At 67.9% G+C, this 15,328-nt stretch carries 15 protein-coding genes; 11 read left to right on the top strand and 4 right to left on the bottom strand.

Translation table 11 applies throughout. The features are described 5' to 3' along the window. Nucleotides 1–173 precede the first annotated feature (173 nt). The 5 genes from AC50X9_RS11760 (at nt 174) to proC (ending at nt 4,717) form a co-directional block, all read left to right on the top strand. Entirely contained in the window at nt 174–629 is a 456-nt protein-coding gene (locus AC50X9_RS11760; protein WP_494893770.1) for an SseB family protein, read from the top strand. 107 nt (nt 630–736) lie between these two features. Next, the gene (locus tag AC50X9_RS11755; protein WP_494893768.1) at nt 737–1,780 is read left to right on the top strand and encodes a Ppx/GppA phosphatase family protein; all 1,044 of its coding nucleotides are present in this window, start codon (nt 737–739) and stop codon (nt 1,778–1,780) included. 157 nt (nt 1,781–1,937) lie between these two features. Continuing rightward, complete coding sequence (locus AC50X9_RS11750) at nt 1,938–2,279, top strand: YciI family protein (protein WP_494893766.1); 342 nt, start codon at nt 1,938–1,940, stop codon at nt 2,277–2,279. Between the two features lie 111 nt (nt 2,280–2,390). After that, the gene (locus AC50X9_RS11745; protein ID WP_494893764.1) at nt 2,391–3,680 is read left to right on the top strand and encodes an RNA polymerase sigma factor; all 1,290 of its coding nucleotides are present in this window, start codon (nt 2,391–2,393) and stop codon (nt 3,678–3,680) included. Between the two features lie 203 nt (nt 3,681–3,883). Further along, the gene (gene proC, locus AC50X9_RS11740) at nt 3,884–4,717 is read left to right on the top strand and encodes a pyrroline-5-carboxylate reductase (RefSeq protein WP_494893762.1); all 834 of its coding nucleotides are present in this window, start codon (nt 3,884–3,886) and stop codon (nt 4,715–4,717) included. Nucleotides 4,718–4,800: 83 nt separating this feature from the next. Here the strand turns inward: proC and AC50X9_RS11735 are convergent, their stop codons facing one another. Next, nucleotides 4,801–5,439: a potassium channel family protein gene (locus tag AC50X9_RS11735; RefSeq protein WP_494893779.1), complete on the bottom strand. Its 639-nt coding sequence runs from the start codon at nt 5,437–5,439 to the stop codon at nt 4,801–4,803. 40 nt (nt 5,440–5,479) lie between these two features. After that, nucleotides 5,480–6,910: a TrkH family potassium uptake protein gene (locus tag AC50X9_RS11730; RefSeq protein WP_494893760.1), complete on the bottom strand. Its 1,431-nt coding sequence runs from the start codon at nt 6,908–6,910 to the stop codon at nt 5,480–5,482. A gap of 103 nt (nt 6,911–7,013) precedes the next feature. On the opposite strand from AC50X9_RS11730, the gene AC50X9_RS11725 reads away from it, so the two are divergent. Then, complete coding sequence (locus AC50X9_RS11725) at nt 7,014–8,237, top strand: acetoin utilization protein AcuC (protein WP_494893758.1); 1,224 nt, start codon at nt 7,014–7,016, stop codon at nt 8,235–8,237. Between the two features lie 20 nt (nt 8,238–8,257). On the opposite strand, the gene AC50X9_RS11720 is transcribed toward AC50X9_RS11725, so the two are convergent. Next, on the bottom strand, nt 8,258–8,800 hold the full coding sequence (locus AC50X9_RS11720; protein WP_494893756.1) for a hypothetical protein: 543 nt from the start codon (nt 8,798–8,800) through the stop codon (nt 8,258–8,260). A gap of 163 nt (nt 8,801–8,963) precedes the next feature. Between AC50X9_RS11720 and AC50X9_RS11715 the strand changes: the two genes are divergently transcribed. Both AC50X9_RS11715 and gdhA read left to right on the top strand, forming a co-directional pair. Beyond that, nucleotides 8,964–9,596: an ArsR/SmtB family transcription factor gene (locus AC50X9_RS11715; protein WP_494893754.1), complete on the top strand. Its 633-nt coding sequence runs from the start codon at nt 8,964–8,966 to the stop codon at nt 9,594–9,596. A 218-nt stretch (nt 9,597–9,814) separates the two neighbouring features. After that, entirely contained in the window at nt 9,815–11,152 is a 1,338-nt protein-coding gene (gdhA, locus tag AC50X9_RS11710; protein WP_494893752.1) for an NADP-specific glutamate dehydrogenase, read from the top strand. Between the two features lie 126 nt (nt 11,153–11,278). On the opposite strand, the gene AC50X9_RS11705 is transcribed toward gdhA, so the two are convergent. Next, a complete protein-coding gene (locus AC50X9_RS11705; protein WP_494893750.1) occupies nt 11,279–12,607 on the bottom strand; it encodes an alpha-hydroxy acid oxidase in 1,329 nt (442 codons plus the stop codon). Nucleotides 12,608–12,726: 119 nt separating this feature from the next. Here AC50X9_RS11705 and AC50X9_RS11700 point away from each other — a divergent pair, with 119 nt between their 5' ends. The 3 genes from AC50X9_RS11700 (at nt 12,727) to AC50X9_RS11690 (ending at nt 15,236) form a co-directional block, all read left to right on the top strand. Then, nucleotides 12,727–13,416, top strand: a complete 690-nt coding sequence (locus AC50X9_RS11700; protein WP_494893748.1) for a FadR/GntR family transcriptional regulator — start codon at nt 12,727–12,729, stop codon at nt 13,414–13,416. A 259-nt stretch (nt 13,417–13,675) separates the two neighbouring features. After that, a complete protein-coding gene (locus tag AC50X9_RS11695; protein WP_494893746.1) occupies nt 13,676–14,785 on the top strand; it encodes a 3-deoxy-7-phosphoheptulonate synthase in 1,110 nt (369 codons plus the stop codon). Between the two features lie 238 nt (nt 14,786–15,023). Continuing rightward, the gene (locus AC50X9_RS11690) at nt 15,024–15,236 is read left to right on the top strand and encodes a helix-turn-helix domain-containing protein (protein ID WP_494893744.1); all 213 of its coding nucleotides are present in this window, start codon (nt 15,024–15,026) and stop codon (nt 15,234–15,236) included. The last annotated feature ends 92 nt before the right edge of the window (nt 15,237–15,328 follow it).

Raw genomic sequence — 15,328 nt, 5'->3', positions numbered from 1 at the left:
GGGAAGGAATAACAAAATCCATCACGGACCTTTCCCCGCCCCGCACGCCAGGCCGCGGGCGACAGCAAACCTGTCACACAAGAGCCTGACACACAGGGAGTTTTCAGGGGTACTCGCAGGTTTCCGGCGATTTCGCGTTTGCGGACCCGGGCGCAACGTGATCGAGTAGGAACATGACTGAACAGCCCGAGCACTTGGACCTCCAGCCGCTGAACGATCTTGAAGAGAAGCTCTCCCGCGGGGAAGAACCGGACGCAAACCCCGTTGACGTCATCCTGGCCTTCCTCAACAATGAGGTGTACATCGTCAGCGCCGATGTCCTCGAAGGAGCAGATTCCCAGGTTGAGCCGCTGGTGCTGGCGAACTCCTCCGGCAAGCCGGTCCTGGCCGTGTTCTCCCACCCGAACCGTGTCACGGAGCAGTACCTGGCCGCCGCGCCGAACGTGCTCGGCACGCAAGGCGCCGCGATCCTCGGCAACCTTGGCGACGACCTCGGCATGGTCATCAACCCCGGTGCAGCCTTTGGCTTCGAGATCGACCCGGAAGGCGTGGCGAACATCCGACGCGACTTCAAGCCCACCGAGGAGAACGAGGACGAGGGCGCCGCCGCCGAGGACGCCCAGCCCTAAAACCCAGCCCTGGTGTCCGCACCCTGGCCCGCCAGCCCCCAAGGACGATCGTGTGTGACGCGGCCGGTGCGTAAAGCCGGCCGCGTTCGGGGGGGGATAATGGCCCTATGCGTCTTGGCGTCCTCGATATCGGATCAAACACTGTCCATCTCCTGCTGGTGGATGCCCACGCTGGTGCGCGCCCGGTGCCTTTCGCCTCGCACAAACGCCCGCTGTCCCTCGTGCAGTTCCTCGACAGCGACGGGAACATCAACGACGCCGGGCAGCATGAGCTGATCGAGTTCGTCCTCGAAGCATGGGAATTCGCGGCCAAGCACAAGGCCGAAGACCTGCTGGCGTTCTGTACGTCCGCTATTCGCGAGGCTACCAATGGGGCTGCCGTCCTGGCCCGCGTCAAGCTCGAGACCACCGTGACATTGCAGGAGCTGACCGGCAGCGAGGAATCCTCGATGACGTTCTTCGCCGTCCGCCGCTGGTACGGCTGGGGCGCCGGACCCATGCTGAACCTGGACATCGGCGGCGGGTCCTTTGAAATGGCCTACGGCGAGGACGAGCTCCCGGAGCTCGCGACCTCCGTCCCGCTGGGTGCGAGCCGGCTGACCCGGGACTGGCTGCAGGACGACCCGCCCTCGGCCAAGAGCGTTAAGGACCTTCGCCGCTACATCAGGGCCACGCTCAAACCGGTCGTACGCGACTTCGCGAAGCTCGGCAGGGCGAACCACGTGGCGGGCACATCCAAGACCTTCCGTTCGCTGGCGCGCATCGCCGGCGCCGCGCCCAGCGCCGCCGGCCCCTACGTCAAGCGTGAGCTGTTCGCCACGGACCTTGGCCTCTGGGCGCAGCGCATCTCTGCCATGGAGGTCCAGGACCGGCTGAACCTTCCCGGAGTCTCCGAGGCCCGTGCCCCCCAGCTGCTGGCAGGGGCCCTGGTGGCCGAAGCCGCCCTCGAAATGTTCGAGTTTCCGAGCCTGGAAATCTGCCCCTGGGCCCTTCGCGAAGGTCTGATCCTGCGCCGGCTGGATCAGCTGGTCTTCGAGGGTCCGCTGCAGCCGGCACCCCACGTGACCCGGAACGACCACCCCGTTCAGCGGCAGACACTCGACGCCAATGCGCCCGAGGAAGCGATGGCACGGCCAGCCGACGTCCGGTGACTCCATGGAGCCTGACGTCGCGCACGCCCAGGCCGCGCAGTCCCAAGTCAGGCAGACCGTATGCCGGGCAGTCGGATGTCGATCCGGACGCAGGCCGTTCGTCTAATAGGTGAGAGGCCGGCAGGGAGCCGGCCGCTTCGTCAAGGAGGACAGCACCATGGCACAGTACCTGCTCAGCGTTTACCAGCCCGTCGGCCCCGCCCCGGACCCGGAATTTCTTGAGCCCATCATGCGGGACGTCGAGGCCCTGAACCGTGAAATGCAGGACGCCGGCGCCTGGGTGTTTGGCGCCGGACTCCATCCCACCGAAACAGCCACTGTCGTCCGGCAGCAGGGCACCGAGCTGCTCATCACGGACGGTCCCTTCGCCGAGGCCAAGGAGCACCTCGGCGGGTTCACCGTCATCGAGGCGGAGGACCTCGACGCCGCACTCGGCTGGGCCGGCAAGCTGGCCCGCGCGACGACGCTACCCATCGAAGTCCGCCCGATCCAGCACTAGGCTCCCGGAATGGCGGGTGAAGCAGCGTCCACCGCACCGGTGCCGGATCCGGCTCGAGGGCGATCATCGGAGTCCGTTCCGCCGACGTCGGCCACGCCGCCGGGAAACCCGGTGCCTAAGCCCTCTGGGACACCGGCGACGGCGGACATCGCCGGTGTCTTCCGGGAGGAATACGGGCGTGCCGTCGCCGTGCTGACGCGCGTGCTGGGGGACATCGACGCCGCCGAGGACGCCGTCCAGGATGCTTTCACCCTCGCGGTCCAGCACTGGCCGTCCGGCGGCATCCCGCGCAGCCCGGCAGCGTGGATCATCACCACGGCCCGGAACCGTGCGGTCGACCGCCTGCGCCGGGAAGCCGGACGCGAGGACAAACAGCGCAGCGCGGTGCGGCTGGAGACGGCCCGTTCCGCGGACCCGCGGACGCCCGAGGAACACGTGGTCGCTGAACTCTCGAGGGAGGGCACCGTGGACGATGACCGGTTGCGGCTGATTTTCACCTGCTGCCACCCGGCCCTGGCCGCGAACGTGCAGGTGGCGCTGACGCTCCGGCTGCTGGGTGGACTCACGACGGCGGAAATCGCCCATGCTTTCCTGGTGCCGGAATCCACCATGGCGCAGCGCCTGGTCCGGGCCAAAGCGAAAATCAGGGATGCCCGGATTCCGTACCGGGTGCCGCAGGGCGCGGAACTTCCCGCGCGCCTGCCGGCGGTGCTCGCGGTGGTGTACCTCATCTTCAACGAGGGCTACAGTTCCAGCTCCGGCGGGACGCTGATCCGGGAGGACCTCTGCCGGGAGGCGATCAGGCTGGGCCGCCTGCTGGCGGCACTGATGCCGGACGAACCCGAGGTGACGGGCCTGCTGGCCCTGATGCTGCTGACCGAATCCCGGCGCGCCGCGCGGGAAGCCGACGGCGGCCTGGTGCTGCTGGCGGATCAGGACCGCCGCCGGTGGGACCGAGCCCTGATCGCGGAGGGCCAGGCGCTGGTACGTCAATGTTTGCGGCGGAACCAGCCCGGGCCCTACCAGCTGCAGGCCGCGATCAGTGCGGTCCACAGCGACGCACGGGACGCCGCGGCAACGGACTGGCGGCAGATCCTCCGGCTCTACGATCAGCTCCTCGAGGTTGCGCCCGGGCCGGTCGTTGCGCTCAACCGGACCGTGGCGGTGGCCGAGCTCGAAGGCCCCGAAGCCGCGCTGCGCCTCGCCGACGCCCTCGGTCTGGAGGGCTACCACCTGTTCCACGCCGTCCGCGCGGATTTCCTCGCCCGGCTTGGCCGCACCGGGGAAGCCGCGGCAGCGTACGCCTCCGCCCTGAACCTGGCCGGAAACGCGGCAGACCGGAGATTTCTGGAAGCCCGCCTGCATGACGTGGCTTCTCCCGGAATCGGAGATTCGGCTTAAAGTCGAAAGGCACCGGCCGTCCGCTGCGGGAAAATGGGGGAAAACCCGCTGCAGACCACCGGTGCCGGGCAGACATCCGCATGCCTGCCGCATCACTCGCACCCTCAATGGGGTAACTACGAAGTTACGCGGGGAGTTTGTGAAGACCCTGACCCTGAGATGTGAGCTGGCTGTGAATCGGGCTGGACTGCAATGATGGGGGCATGAGCAACCGAATCGCATTCCTGGGCTGTGGGTCAATGAACGAGGCCATCATGACCGGCCTGATCGCCGGCGGCGCTGACCCGGCGGACATTGTCGCCACGGTCCGCCGCGCCGAACGGGCCGACGAACTCGCCAAGCGGCATCATGGCATCACCGCCATCGCCGGCGAGGAAGAGCCGGAGAACAACAAACAGGCGGCCACCGGCGCCGGCGTCGTGATCCTGGGCGTCAAGCCCGTCGGCATCGCCGACCTCGCCCGTGAAATCGGCGATTCGCTGGCACCGGACACGATCGTCATCAGCGTCGCTGCCGCGGTCTCGCTGGAGCAGTTGGAAGCGGCCCTGCCGGCCGGCCAGCCAGTGATCCGGAGCATGCCCAACACCCCGGCCCAGCTGGGCCGCGGCGTCGTATCCGTGTCGCCGGGCACGCACTGCACCCCGGAGCAGCTTCAGCGGGCCAAGGACCTCCTGGCCGCCGCGGGCACCGTCGTCGAAATCCCCGAACACCAGGTCGACGCGCTGTCCGCGATCAGCGGCTCGGGCCCGGCGTACGCGTTCTACCTGGCCGAAGCGATGGCGGAAGCCGGCGTCGAACTCGGACTCGACCGTGACCTGTCCCTGCTGATTGCCCGCGAAACCGTGGCCGGGGCCGGCTTTATGCTGGCCGAGCCGGGCGCGGATCCGGCGGCGCTGCGCAAGGCTGTCACCAGCCCCAACGGCACGACCGAACGCGCCATCGCCAGCTTCGACGCTAGCGGCCTGCCCGCGATCATCGCCCTAGGCGCCCGCGCGGCCTCCGCCCGGTCCGCGGAGATCACCCAGCAGCTGGCCTGACGTCCGGCACGGCCGGTTGCGAGTCCGGAATTGCCGCCTCCGACGCAGCGCAGCGCACCCCGCAGCGCACCCCCGCACCGCCGTTACGGTCGGGCGGCGAACCGTTCCAGCAGGTCCACGTGCCCGGAAACGATGAGCATGTCCCGTGCGGAAACCTTCGTCTCCGGGCGGGCGTAGGTGAAGTCCTCGCCCGGGGACTTCACGCCCACTATCGTGACGCCGTACTTGGAACGGACCTTGGATTCGTCCAGGGTGAAGCCCACGGTTTCGCGCGGCGGGTACATCTTCACGATCGCGAAGTCGTCGTCGAACTCGATGAAGTCCAGCATGCGGCCGGAGACCAGGTGCGCGGCCCGGACACCGGCGTCGGCCTCCGGGTAGATCACGTGGTTGGCGCCGATCCGGGTCAGGATCTTGCCGTGCGAGGGTGTGATCGCCTTGACCCAAAGGTGCTCAATGCCGAGATCCACAAGGTTCACTGTGATGAGCACCGAGGATTCGATCGAGGTGCCCACTCCCACGACGGCGGAGCTGAACTCCTGCGCGCCGAGCTGGCGGAGGGCGTCGATGTTGGTGGCGTCGGCCTCGACGACGTGCGTCAGGACGCCCGCCCATTTTTGCACCAGGCTGCGGTCGCGTTCGATGGCCAGCACCTCGCGGCCCTGCTTGACCAGCTGTTCAGCGGTGGAAGCGCCGAAGCGGCCCAGCCCGATCACCAGCACGGGTGCATTGTGGGCGGGGCGGTTGACGGCGTTGGAGGAACTAGCCAATGATCGGTCTCTCTTCCGGGTAGTGGTACAGCTGGCTGCGCTGGCGCAGGGCCAGGGCAGCGGCAAGGGTGACGGTCCCGACACGTCCGGCGAACATCAGGGCAGTAAGGACATAAACGCCCGACGGCGGGAGCTCGGCGCTGAGGTTCGTGCTGAGGCCCACCGTGGCGAACGCCGAGATGGTCTCAAAGAGCACCCGGTCCAGGGACGCCCCGCTGATGTGAAGCAGCAGCAGGGCCGACACGGCGACCAGCGTGGCGCCGGCGACGATGACCGAGATGGCCACCCGCATGGTGCCCTCCGGGATGGTCCGGCCGTACACCTTTACATCGGAGTCGCCGCGGGCCTCGGCCAGGATCGCCAGGAACATCACGGCGATGGTGGTCACCTTGATGCCGCCCGCGGTCGACGCCGAGCCGCCGCCGGCGAACATGAGGGCGTCGGTCAGGAGCATCGTGGTGGAATCCATCTGGTTCTGGTCCACCAGGTTGAAGCCGCCGGAACGGGTCATCACCGACGCGAAGAGCGAATGGATGACCTTGTCCGCCACGTTCATTCCGCCGATGGTCCTCAGGTTCTCCCATTCCATCAGCCCCCACAGCAGCGTGCCGCCTGCCAGCAGGATCAGGGAGACCTGGATGGTCAGCTTGGTGTGCAGGTTCCATTTCTTCCAGTTCAGCCCGTTCTGCTGCAGCACCATCACCACGGGGAAACCCAGGCTGCCGAGGAAGACCCCGACCATCAGCGGGACCAGGATCCACAGATCCGTCTCGTAGGGCACGATCCCGTCCGAGTGCGGGGTGAAACCGGCGTTGTTAAAGGCCGAAATGGAGTAGAACACCCCGTGCCAGACCGACTGGCCGAAGCTTTCGCCCAGCATCAGGAACCGCGGGATCAGTACAACCGCCAGCGAGGCCTCGATCACCACCGAGGTGACGATGACGATCCGCAGCAGGGTGCCCACCTCGCCGAGGCGGCCGGCGTTCATGGCCTCCTGGGCGATCAGCTTGCCGCGGACACCCAGCTTCTTGCTGACCATAAGGGCCAGCAGCGAGGCCAGTGTCAGGGTGCCCAGACCGCCCACGAAGATGCCGATCAGGATGATGAGCTGGCCGAAGAAGGACCAGTGCACCGCCGTTGAAACCACGGTCAGGCCGGTCACGCAGACGGCGGACACGGCAGTGAAGAGTGCCTGGTGCAGCGGCGTTAAATCACCGGTGGCAGAGGAAAACGGCAGGGACAACAGGAAAGTGAAGACCAGGATCACCAGGCCGAACGCGGACAGCGCGAGCCGGGCCGGGGTCGTATTGGCGATGTTGTCAATGAAGTCGCGGAGGCGGGTGAAGATCCACAGGCCTTCCCGCTCCGGGGCGCCGGGGTGCCAGTTGGCCGGGCTCTGGGACCTCGACTGGCTCTGCGTCATGTGTCGCTTATCCTCGCTTGAAACTTCTTCCTTCAGTAGTAAACCACTAAACCCCGCGCAATGACTGGGGAAGGGAGCCCCGCGCTCGGGTAGCCTGTGATTGATGACATATCTGCCGGGGCTCGCAAAGACCGCACTGCCAACGACGGTGGTGTGGGATCCTGCCATGACCGCGTACAACTTCGGCCACAGCCACCCGATGGCCCCGGAGCGAATGGAACTCACGGCCCGGCTGGCCGGAAGCCTCGGCCTGCTGGATCTGGAGCACGTCACGGTCGCGGCCCCGGAAGTCGCCAGCGACGCGGAGCTGAGCACCGTCCACAGCCCGGAATTCGTAGCCGCCGTCCGGCGCGTCAGCGCGGACCCGGCTTCCCCTGACCTCGAGCGCGGGCTCGGCACCGAGGATGACCCGGCCTTCGCCGGCATGCACGAGGCCAGTGCCAGGCTGGCCGGCGGCTCGCTGCTGGCAGCCTCCGCGATCCTGGACGGCAGCGCCGTCCGTGCGGTGAACTTCGGCGGCGGCATGCACCACGCGGCCCGCGAACGCGCCAGCGGCTTCTGCATCTACAACGACGCGGCACTCGCCATCCAGCGGCTGCTCGACGGCGGCCTGCAGCGCGTGGTCTACATCGACATCGATGCCCACCACGGCGACGGAACCCAGAGCATCTTCTGGGACGATCCGCGCGTGCTCACGATCTCGCTGCACGAGACGGGGCTGACCCTGTTCCCGGGCACCGGCTACGCCAACGAGATCGGCGGGCCCAACGCGGAGGGCAGCGCCGTAAACGTTGCCCTGCCGGCCGGCACCGGCGACGGCGGCTGGCTGCGCGCGTTCCACGCCGTCGTGCCGCAGCTCGTGGGCGCCTTCAAGCCCGAAGTCATCGTGAGCCAGCACGGCTGTGACTCGCACCGGCTGGATCCGCTCACGCACCTGAACATCAGCGTCGACGGCCAGCGGGAGGCCGCCACCGCTATTAGCAACCTCGCGGCCCGCTACTGCGACAACCGCTGGATCTCCACCGGCGGAGGCGGCTACAACGTCATCACCGTGGTGCCTCGGTCCTGGAGCCATCTGATCGCCATTGCTGCCGGCCGCCCGGTTCCCCTCCGCACCCCGGTGCCGGAGGACTGGCGCAGCTACGTAAAGGAAAAGTACGGGGCCAAGTACGGGGTCGCCGCGCCGGAGATGATGGGCGACGACGTCGACCTCTGGTGGCGCTCCTGGGAAGTCGGCTTCGACCCGAACGACGAAGTGGACCGGACCGTGATGGCCACCCGCAAGGAAGTCTTCCCGCTCTACGGGCTGGACCCCTGGTTCGACTAGGCGCTTGACGCCGGGTTCGCCTAGGACGCCGGGTTCGCCCGGTGTCCCGGCTGACCGGCTGCGGCGGGTTGCGCTGCGGGCTTCTCGGTCTGGAACACGACCCCGGCGGCGCCGATGATCCAGCCCAGCAGCGAGAGTGAGAACGCCCCGATCAGGTCGGTGGAGGCGGTGCCTTTCACGAGCCACACGCCGAGCACCAGCAACCCGATCACGAGGTACACCATCAACGCTGCGATGACCCGGCCGGACAGCTTCGTGGTGATCCCGCCGACGTCGAAGGTGCCGGCCATGGCCTGTCCGGCACCGGCTTCGCTGCCGCCCTGTTCCTCCCGGCGCACCTCGGCAATGGTGAAGCCGAGGGCGGAGGCGGTGAGTGAACTCAGCGAGGTGGAGAGCACCCCGGCGGCGCAGACGACGGCGCCGTTCAGATCGGGCGCGGTTCCCGGCACCTCCGGGACGAACACCCAGACCTTGAAGAGTACGTTGCCCCAGACGATCACGAACAGGGCCAGGAACACGACGGCGATGATGTTAAATAGCTGATTCCGGAAGAAGTCACCCATGGCGGTCCACTCCTCTGCATCGGTAGGCGGCGGCCTCACCTGCCGGGAAGGCGGTGCGTCCGTTTTAGCACCGCACCCGGTCCGGGGCAATGCCCGGGCACTAACTGCGGGGGCAGTCAATTAGTGGATGCCATCCGGCGTATATGTCGCTAGTGTGGAGGGCATGGTGACAGACGACGTATTTGCCGTCATTGCTGAGGCAACCCGGCGTGACATTCTGGTCTCCCTCCGCAAGGGGGACAAAGCAGTGGGGGAGCTGGTCCAGGAGCTCGCCGCCAGCCAGCCCACCATTTCCAAGCACCTGAAGGTACTCCGTGAAGCGGACCTGGTGAGCATGCGCGCGCAGGGCCAGAAACGCTACTACACGCTCAATCCGAAGCCGCTGGCCGGGATCGTCAGCTGGCTGGAGACGTTCGACGTCGGCGGAACCGCCGCGTCGGAAGCGTCCACGGCGCGGACCGCGAAACCCCGGATCCAGCATGTCCCGGACACCCAGCACGTCCCGGCACCTGCCGCGGCCGCGTCCACGGCCCCCGCGCCCGCAGCCGAAACCCCGCCCGCCGCAGCCGAAACCCCGCCCGCCGCAGCAGCCACACCACCCGCGGCGGCGCTGCAGCCTGCCGCCGCACTCGCCGGACGGCCCGCCGGCAGCCCGCTGAGTCCCGCCGTCGTCCTGCCGGTCGGCACGGCAGGCGAGGACAGCAGGCCCCAGCAGATCGGCCGCACCGTCGGCCGCGCAGCCACCAGGGCCGCTGATCTTCTGGCCAGCCTGCCGAAGTTCGGCCGCCGGAAGTAATCGACCGCAAAGAGCCGGCCGCAAACAATCCGCAGCAAACCGTTCGCCGCAAGCATCGCGGCCGCCAATGAAACGGCAGTGCTGTGTCCTCCGCCACCCCGTTTTTGTCACACGGGGCGGCCGCGGGTGCTCGAATAGAAATCCTCACCGCCCGGTGCAACCATGGATAGGCTTGATTGTTGCGCCCCGCGAGGAGCGCCAAGGTTTAGGGAGTTGTAATGGACGCACGGCTTGAAGCCATCCGGGACACGGTGCTGGCCCGGAACCCCGGCGAAGGGGAGTTCCATCAGGCAGTCACCGAGGTCTTCGAAAGCCTCGGACCGGTGCACGACCGCCACCCGGAATTCCTCGAAGGCGCCGTGCTCGAGCGACTCTGCGAGCCCGAGCGACAGATCATCTTCCGGGTCCCGTGGGTCGACGACGCCGGTACGTTCCAGATCAACCGCGGCTTCCGCGTCGAGTTCAGCTCTGCCCTGGGGCCGTTCAAGGGCGGCCTGCGGTTCCACCCTTCGGTGAACCTGGGAATCGTGAAGTTCCTCGGCTTCGAGCAGATCTTCAAGAATGCCCTCACCGGCATGCCAATCGGCGGCGGCAAGGGCGGCTCCGACTTTGACCCCCGCGGACGCTCGGACGCCGAGATCATGCGCTTCTGCCAGTCCTTCATGACCGAGCTGTACCGGCACATCGGCGAGTACACCGACGTCCCGGCCGGGGACATCGGCGTCGGCGGCCGCGAAATCGGTTACCTCTTCGGGCAGTACAAACGGATTACGAACCGCTACGAATCCGGCGTCCTCACCGGCAAGGGCATCACCTGGGGCGGCTCGCTCGTGCGGCCCGAAGCCACCGGCTACGGCACCGTGATCTTTACCGAGGAAATGCTCAAGACCCGCGGCCAGACCTTCGACGGCCAGCGCGTGGTGGTCTCCGGCTCGGGCAACGTCGCCATCAACGCGATCGCCAAGGCCCAAGGACTCGGCGCCACGGTCGTCGCCTGCTCCGATTCCTCCGGCTACGTCGTGGACGAGGCCGGGATCGACGTCGAGCTGCTGCGCCAGATCAAGGAGGTCGAGCGCGGACGGCTCAAGGACTACGAGGCCCGGCGCTCCAACGTCTCCTACGTGGAGGGCGGCTCGGTCTGGGACATCGACGCGACCGTCGCGCTGCCGTGTGCCACGCAAAACGAGCTCGACGGCGTCGCCGCCGCCCGGCTGGTCCGCAACGGACTTCTGGCCGTGGGGGAGGGCGCCAACATGCCCTCAACCCCCGACGCCGTCGCGGTCTTCCAGGAAGCCCGCATCCTGTTCGGGCCGGGCAAAGCCGCGAACGCGGGCGGCGTGGCCACCTCCGCGCTGGAAATGCAGCAGAACGCGAGCCGCGACTCCTGGACCTTCGCGCACACCGAGGAACGGCTCACCGAGATCATGATCGGGATCCACGACCGCTGCGCCGCCACCGCGGACGAATACGGCGACCCGGGGAACTACGTGCTCGGCGCAAACATCGGCGGCTTCGTGAAGGTGGCCGACGCGATGCTCGCCCAGGGGCTCATCTAGGCAGGCTCTGGGCAGTCTGGGCAGTCCGGGCAGTCCGGGCAGTCCGGGCAGCCCGGACAACAGCGGCGGCAGTGTTTTCAACAAACACTGCCGCCGCTGTTCTGTCCGCAGGGAATTTCCGGGAGGCTATTTCCTGAGCAGCCGCACGTGGTCCGGCGTCAGGTCCGAGATCCGGCTGACGCCCAGCAGGGCCATGGTGCGGAGCATGTCCTTTTCCAGAATTTCAAGGGCCCGGTCCACGCCGGCCCGTCCGCCGGCCATCAGCCCGTAGAGGTAGGCACGGCCGATCAGGGTGAAGTCGGCGCCCAGGGCCAGGGCGGCGATGATGTCCGCGCCGCTCATGATGCCGGTGTCCAGGATGATCGCCGCGTCGCTGTTGTCCGCCTTAAGCGCCGCCGAGACGTCCGGGAGCAGGTGGAACGGGATCGGGGCGCGGTCCAGCTGGCGGCCGCCATGGTTGGAGAGCACCACGCCGTCGGCCCCGTGGTCCACGACCTTGCGGGCGTCCTCGACGGTCTGGATGCCCTTGACCACGAGCTTGCCCTTCCAGGTTTCGCGCAGCCAGTCGAGGTCCTCGAACGTCAGGGTCGGGTCGAACATCGAGTTGATCAGGTCCGCGACCGTGCCGGTGTAGCGGGAGAGTGACGCGAAGGTCAGCGGCTCGTGGGTGAGGAAGTTGAACCACCACGCCGGCCGGTAGGAAGCGTCCAGTACGGTCTTGATCGTCAGGGCAGGCGGGATGGTCATGCCGTTGCGGACGTCGCGGAGCCGGGCCCCGGCGACGGCGGTGTCCACGGTGACCATCAGGGTGTCGTTGCCGGCCTTGGCTGCGCGTTCGATCAGCTCCAGCGAGCGATCCCGGTCGGTCCAGAGGTAGAGCTGGAACCAGTTCCGGCCGTCCGGCGCGGCGGCGGCCACGTCCTCGATGGACGCCGTGCCCATCGTGGAGAGGGTGTACGGGATACCGGCGGCCGCGGCCGCCTGGGACCCGGCGTATTCGCCCTCGGACTGCATCATCCGGGTGAACCCGGTCGGGGCGATGCCCACCGGCAGCCGGGAGGATTTGCCCAGAATGTCGGTGCTGAGGTCGACACTGGAGACATCGCGCAGGATGCCGGGCCGGAACTCGATGTCCAGGAACGCCTCGCGCGCGCGGCGCAGCGTGATCTCGGCTTCGGCTGCGCCGTCGGTGTAGTCGAACGGGGCCTGCGGGGTGCGGCGCTTGGCCATGTCCCGGAGTTCCCAGATGGTGCTGGCGCGGCGCAGCCGGGAGGCCCGGCTGAACTCGGGCTTCTTGAACTGCATCAGGGGAGCGAGGTCCGAGTACTTGGGGACGCGGCGCTTGAGCGCGGCGGGAATGATTCCCTGCGCGGCGGCGGCCGGGCGGCTCTCCGTGCCGGTGTGTTCAGCCTGGGTAGGCACCTCGGGGTTGCCGGGCTCGATCGTCTGCGTCATTGCTGCCTCCGGGCAGGTCTCGTGTTCCTGGGTGGTGGGTCCCGCCGAATAGGGCACGGGTCTGTGGTCCAACCACAGTGTAGGGCCTGTGGTCCAACCACATCAAGTAGGATGGGCCCATGCGTACCCACCAGCTTGTCCTGCAGTGGATTGAGGGCCAGCTGTCCGGCGGCCAGCTGGCCCTGGGCGGACGGCTGCCGGCCGAGCGCTCCCTCGCCGAGAAGCTCGGTGTCTCCCGCACTTCCGTCCGCGAGGCCATCCGGGTCCTGGAGGCGATGGGCGTGCTGCGGGCCGGGGTGGGGTCGGGACCGGACGCGGGAACCGTCGTCATCGCCGACCCGACCGCGGCCCTGGGATCGGCCCTTCGGCTGCACGTCGCCACCTCGCACCTGCCCGTGAAGGACATCGTGGAGACGCGCGTGCTGCTGGAATCCTGGGCCGCTTCCCGGGCCCGTTCGGAGTCGCCCGCGCTGGCCGAGGCGGCCCGACTGCTGGACGAAATGGACGGCTGCGCCGGGACCGAGGCGTTCCTGGCCCTCGATGTCCGCTTCCATCTGGCACTGGCGGACGCCGCGGGCAACGCCGTGGTCAGCGCCATGATGGGCTCGCTCCGCGAGGCCATCCAGGACTACGCCGGCCGCCTCACCGGGAACCTGCCGGACTGGGACGCCACCGCGGCCCGGCTCCGTGCCGAACACCGTGGCATCCTGGCCGCCATTTCCGACCACGACGGCGGTCGGGCGTCCCGGCTGGTGGCGGAGCATATCGAGGGCTACTACGCGGAGGCAGGACTGGGTTCCGGAGCCTGATCCCCGGCCTCCCCGGCGACGCCCTGCGTGCCGGATTGTGACGCCGGATTTTGCCGTGAGAACCATCGCCGGGCTATGGTCGGGGCATGACAAACCGTTGGTATGCGTATTTTTCGTTGGCTCTGGAGGGGCCCGCGTCTAGCTGACACGCATCCAACCTTCCTTCAGAGCCAACAGGGCAGAGATCATTCTCTGCCCTTCGCCATTTCCCGGCGGGTTCTGATTAGGGCCCGCTCCGCATCCGGAACAGGACCCGCACATGAGCATCGAAGCCCCCGAATCCCACCAGTCCACCTCTAACCTGCGCGTCAGCGAGTTCACTCCGCTGCCGACCCCGCGGGACATGCTCGCGGAGCTGCCGCTGGACACCCGCCTCGCCGAAGTCGTCGCCCGGGGCCGGGACGAGGTCCGCGCCGTCATGGACGGGGTCGATGACCGCCTGCTCGTCATCGTGGGCCCCTGTTCCATCCACGACCCCAAGGCCGGCCTCGAATACGCCCGACGGCTTGTCAGCCAGGCCGAGCAGCACAAGGAAGACTTGCTGATCGTGATGCGGGCCTACTTCGAGAAGCCCCGCACCACGGTGGGCTGGAAGGGCCTGATCAACGACCCGCGGCTCGACGGCAGCCACGACATCGCGGCCGGGCTGGGCGCCGCACGCCGCTTCCTGCAGCAGGTCACCGCGCTCGGACTGCCCGCCGGCACCGAATTCCTGGAACCCATCAGCCCGCAGTACATGGCGGACCTCGTCTCCTGGGGCGCCATCGGTGCCCGCACCACGGAAAGCCAGATCCACCGCCAGCTGGCGTCCGGACTGTCCATGCCGATCGGGTTCAAAAACGGGACCGACGGCGATTTGCAGGTCGCGCTCGACGCCTGCAGCGCCGCCGGGGCAGCCCAGGCGTTCCTCGGCATCGACGGCGAGGGCAGGGCCGCGCTGGTCGCGACGGCAGGCAACCCGGACACCCACATCATCCTTCGCGGCGGCCGCAAGGGCCCCAACTACTCCGCGCCCGACATCGAGGCCACCACCGCCAAGCTGGCCGCGAAGCAGCTCAACCCGCGGCTGATCGTTGACGCGAGCCACGCCAACAGCGGCAAGAGCCACCACCGGCAGGCCGAGGTCGCCCTCGAAATCGGTGCACAGCTGGAAAGCGGCGGTGCATCGGCCGGCGCCATCGCCGGGGTCATGCTGGAGAGCTTCCTCGTGGGCGGTGCGCAGAACCTGGACGTCACAGAGCACGCCGCCAGGACCGACGAGCTCGTCTACGGCCAGAGCGTGACAGACGCCTGCATGGACTGGGACGTGACGGCATCGGTGTTGGCACAGCTGGCTGCCTCGGCCCGCATCCGCCGGACCCGCAGCTAGGGAGAGGGCCGAGCGGGGAGCGAAGGCGGGCCGAACGGGGAGGGTAGCCCGGCTGTGGAGAGTCGCGCGGAGTCGCAGCATTTCCGCTCCGTGACCCGTGGAATCGCGGGCTGCCCTTTCACAGGGGCACCATCAGCCCCTACAGTATCTAGTACATGGTTGTTTGATGGCTCAGCATCGGCGCACCGCCATGTCGTTCTGATGGGGCTGCCGTTCGCTTGAGCAAAGGAATAGGGAAATGTCTTCGGAGGCTAACTTCTCCAACGCACGCTTTTTGACCGTGGCCGAAGTCGCGGACGTCATGCGGGTGTCCAAAATGACCGTGTACCGGCTCGTTCACTCCGGCGAGATGCCGGCTGTCCGCTTCGGGCGCTCCTACCGGGTGCCGGAAACCGCCGTCGATCAGTACCTCAAGGGTGCTGTCGTCGACGGGAATACGGAGACAGGCTGAGCATCCGGCGTCTTCCAAGGCCGGAATAAGAATCCCCGGGCCCCGCAGGGCCCCCGAGGTCGTTGGGCGCCCCCGTTAGGCGGTACCCTGTT

The sequence above is a fragment of the Pseudarthrobacter sp. HLT1-3 genome (genome assembly GCF_059383535.1).
Note: the sequence above shows the minus strand (reverse complement) of the source record. Positions and strands in the feature narration are given on the sequence as shown.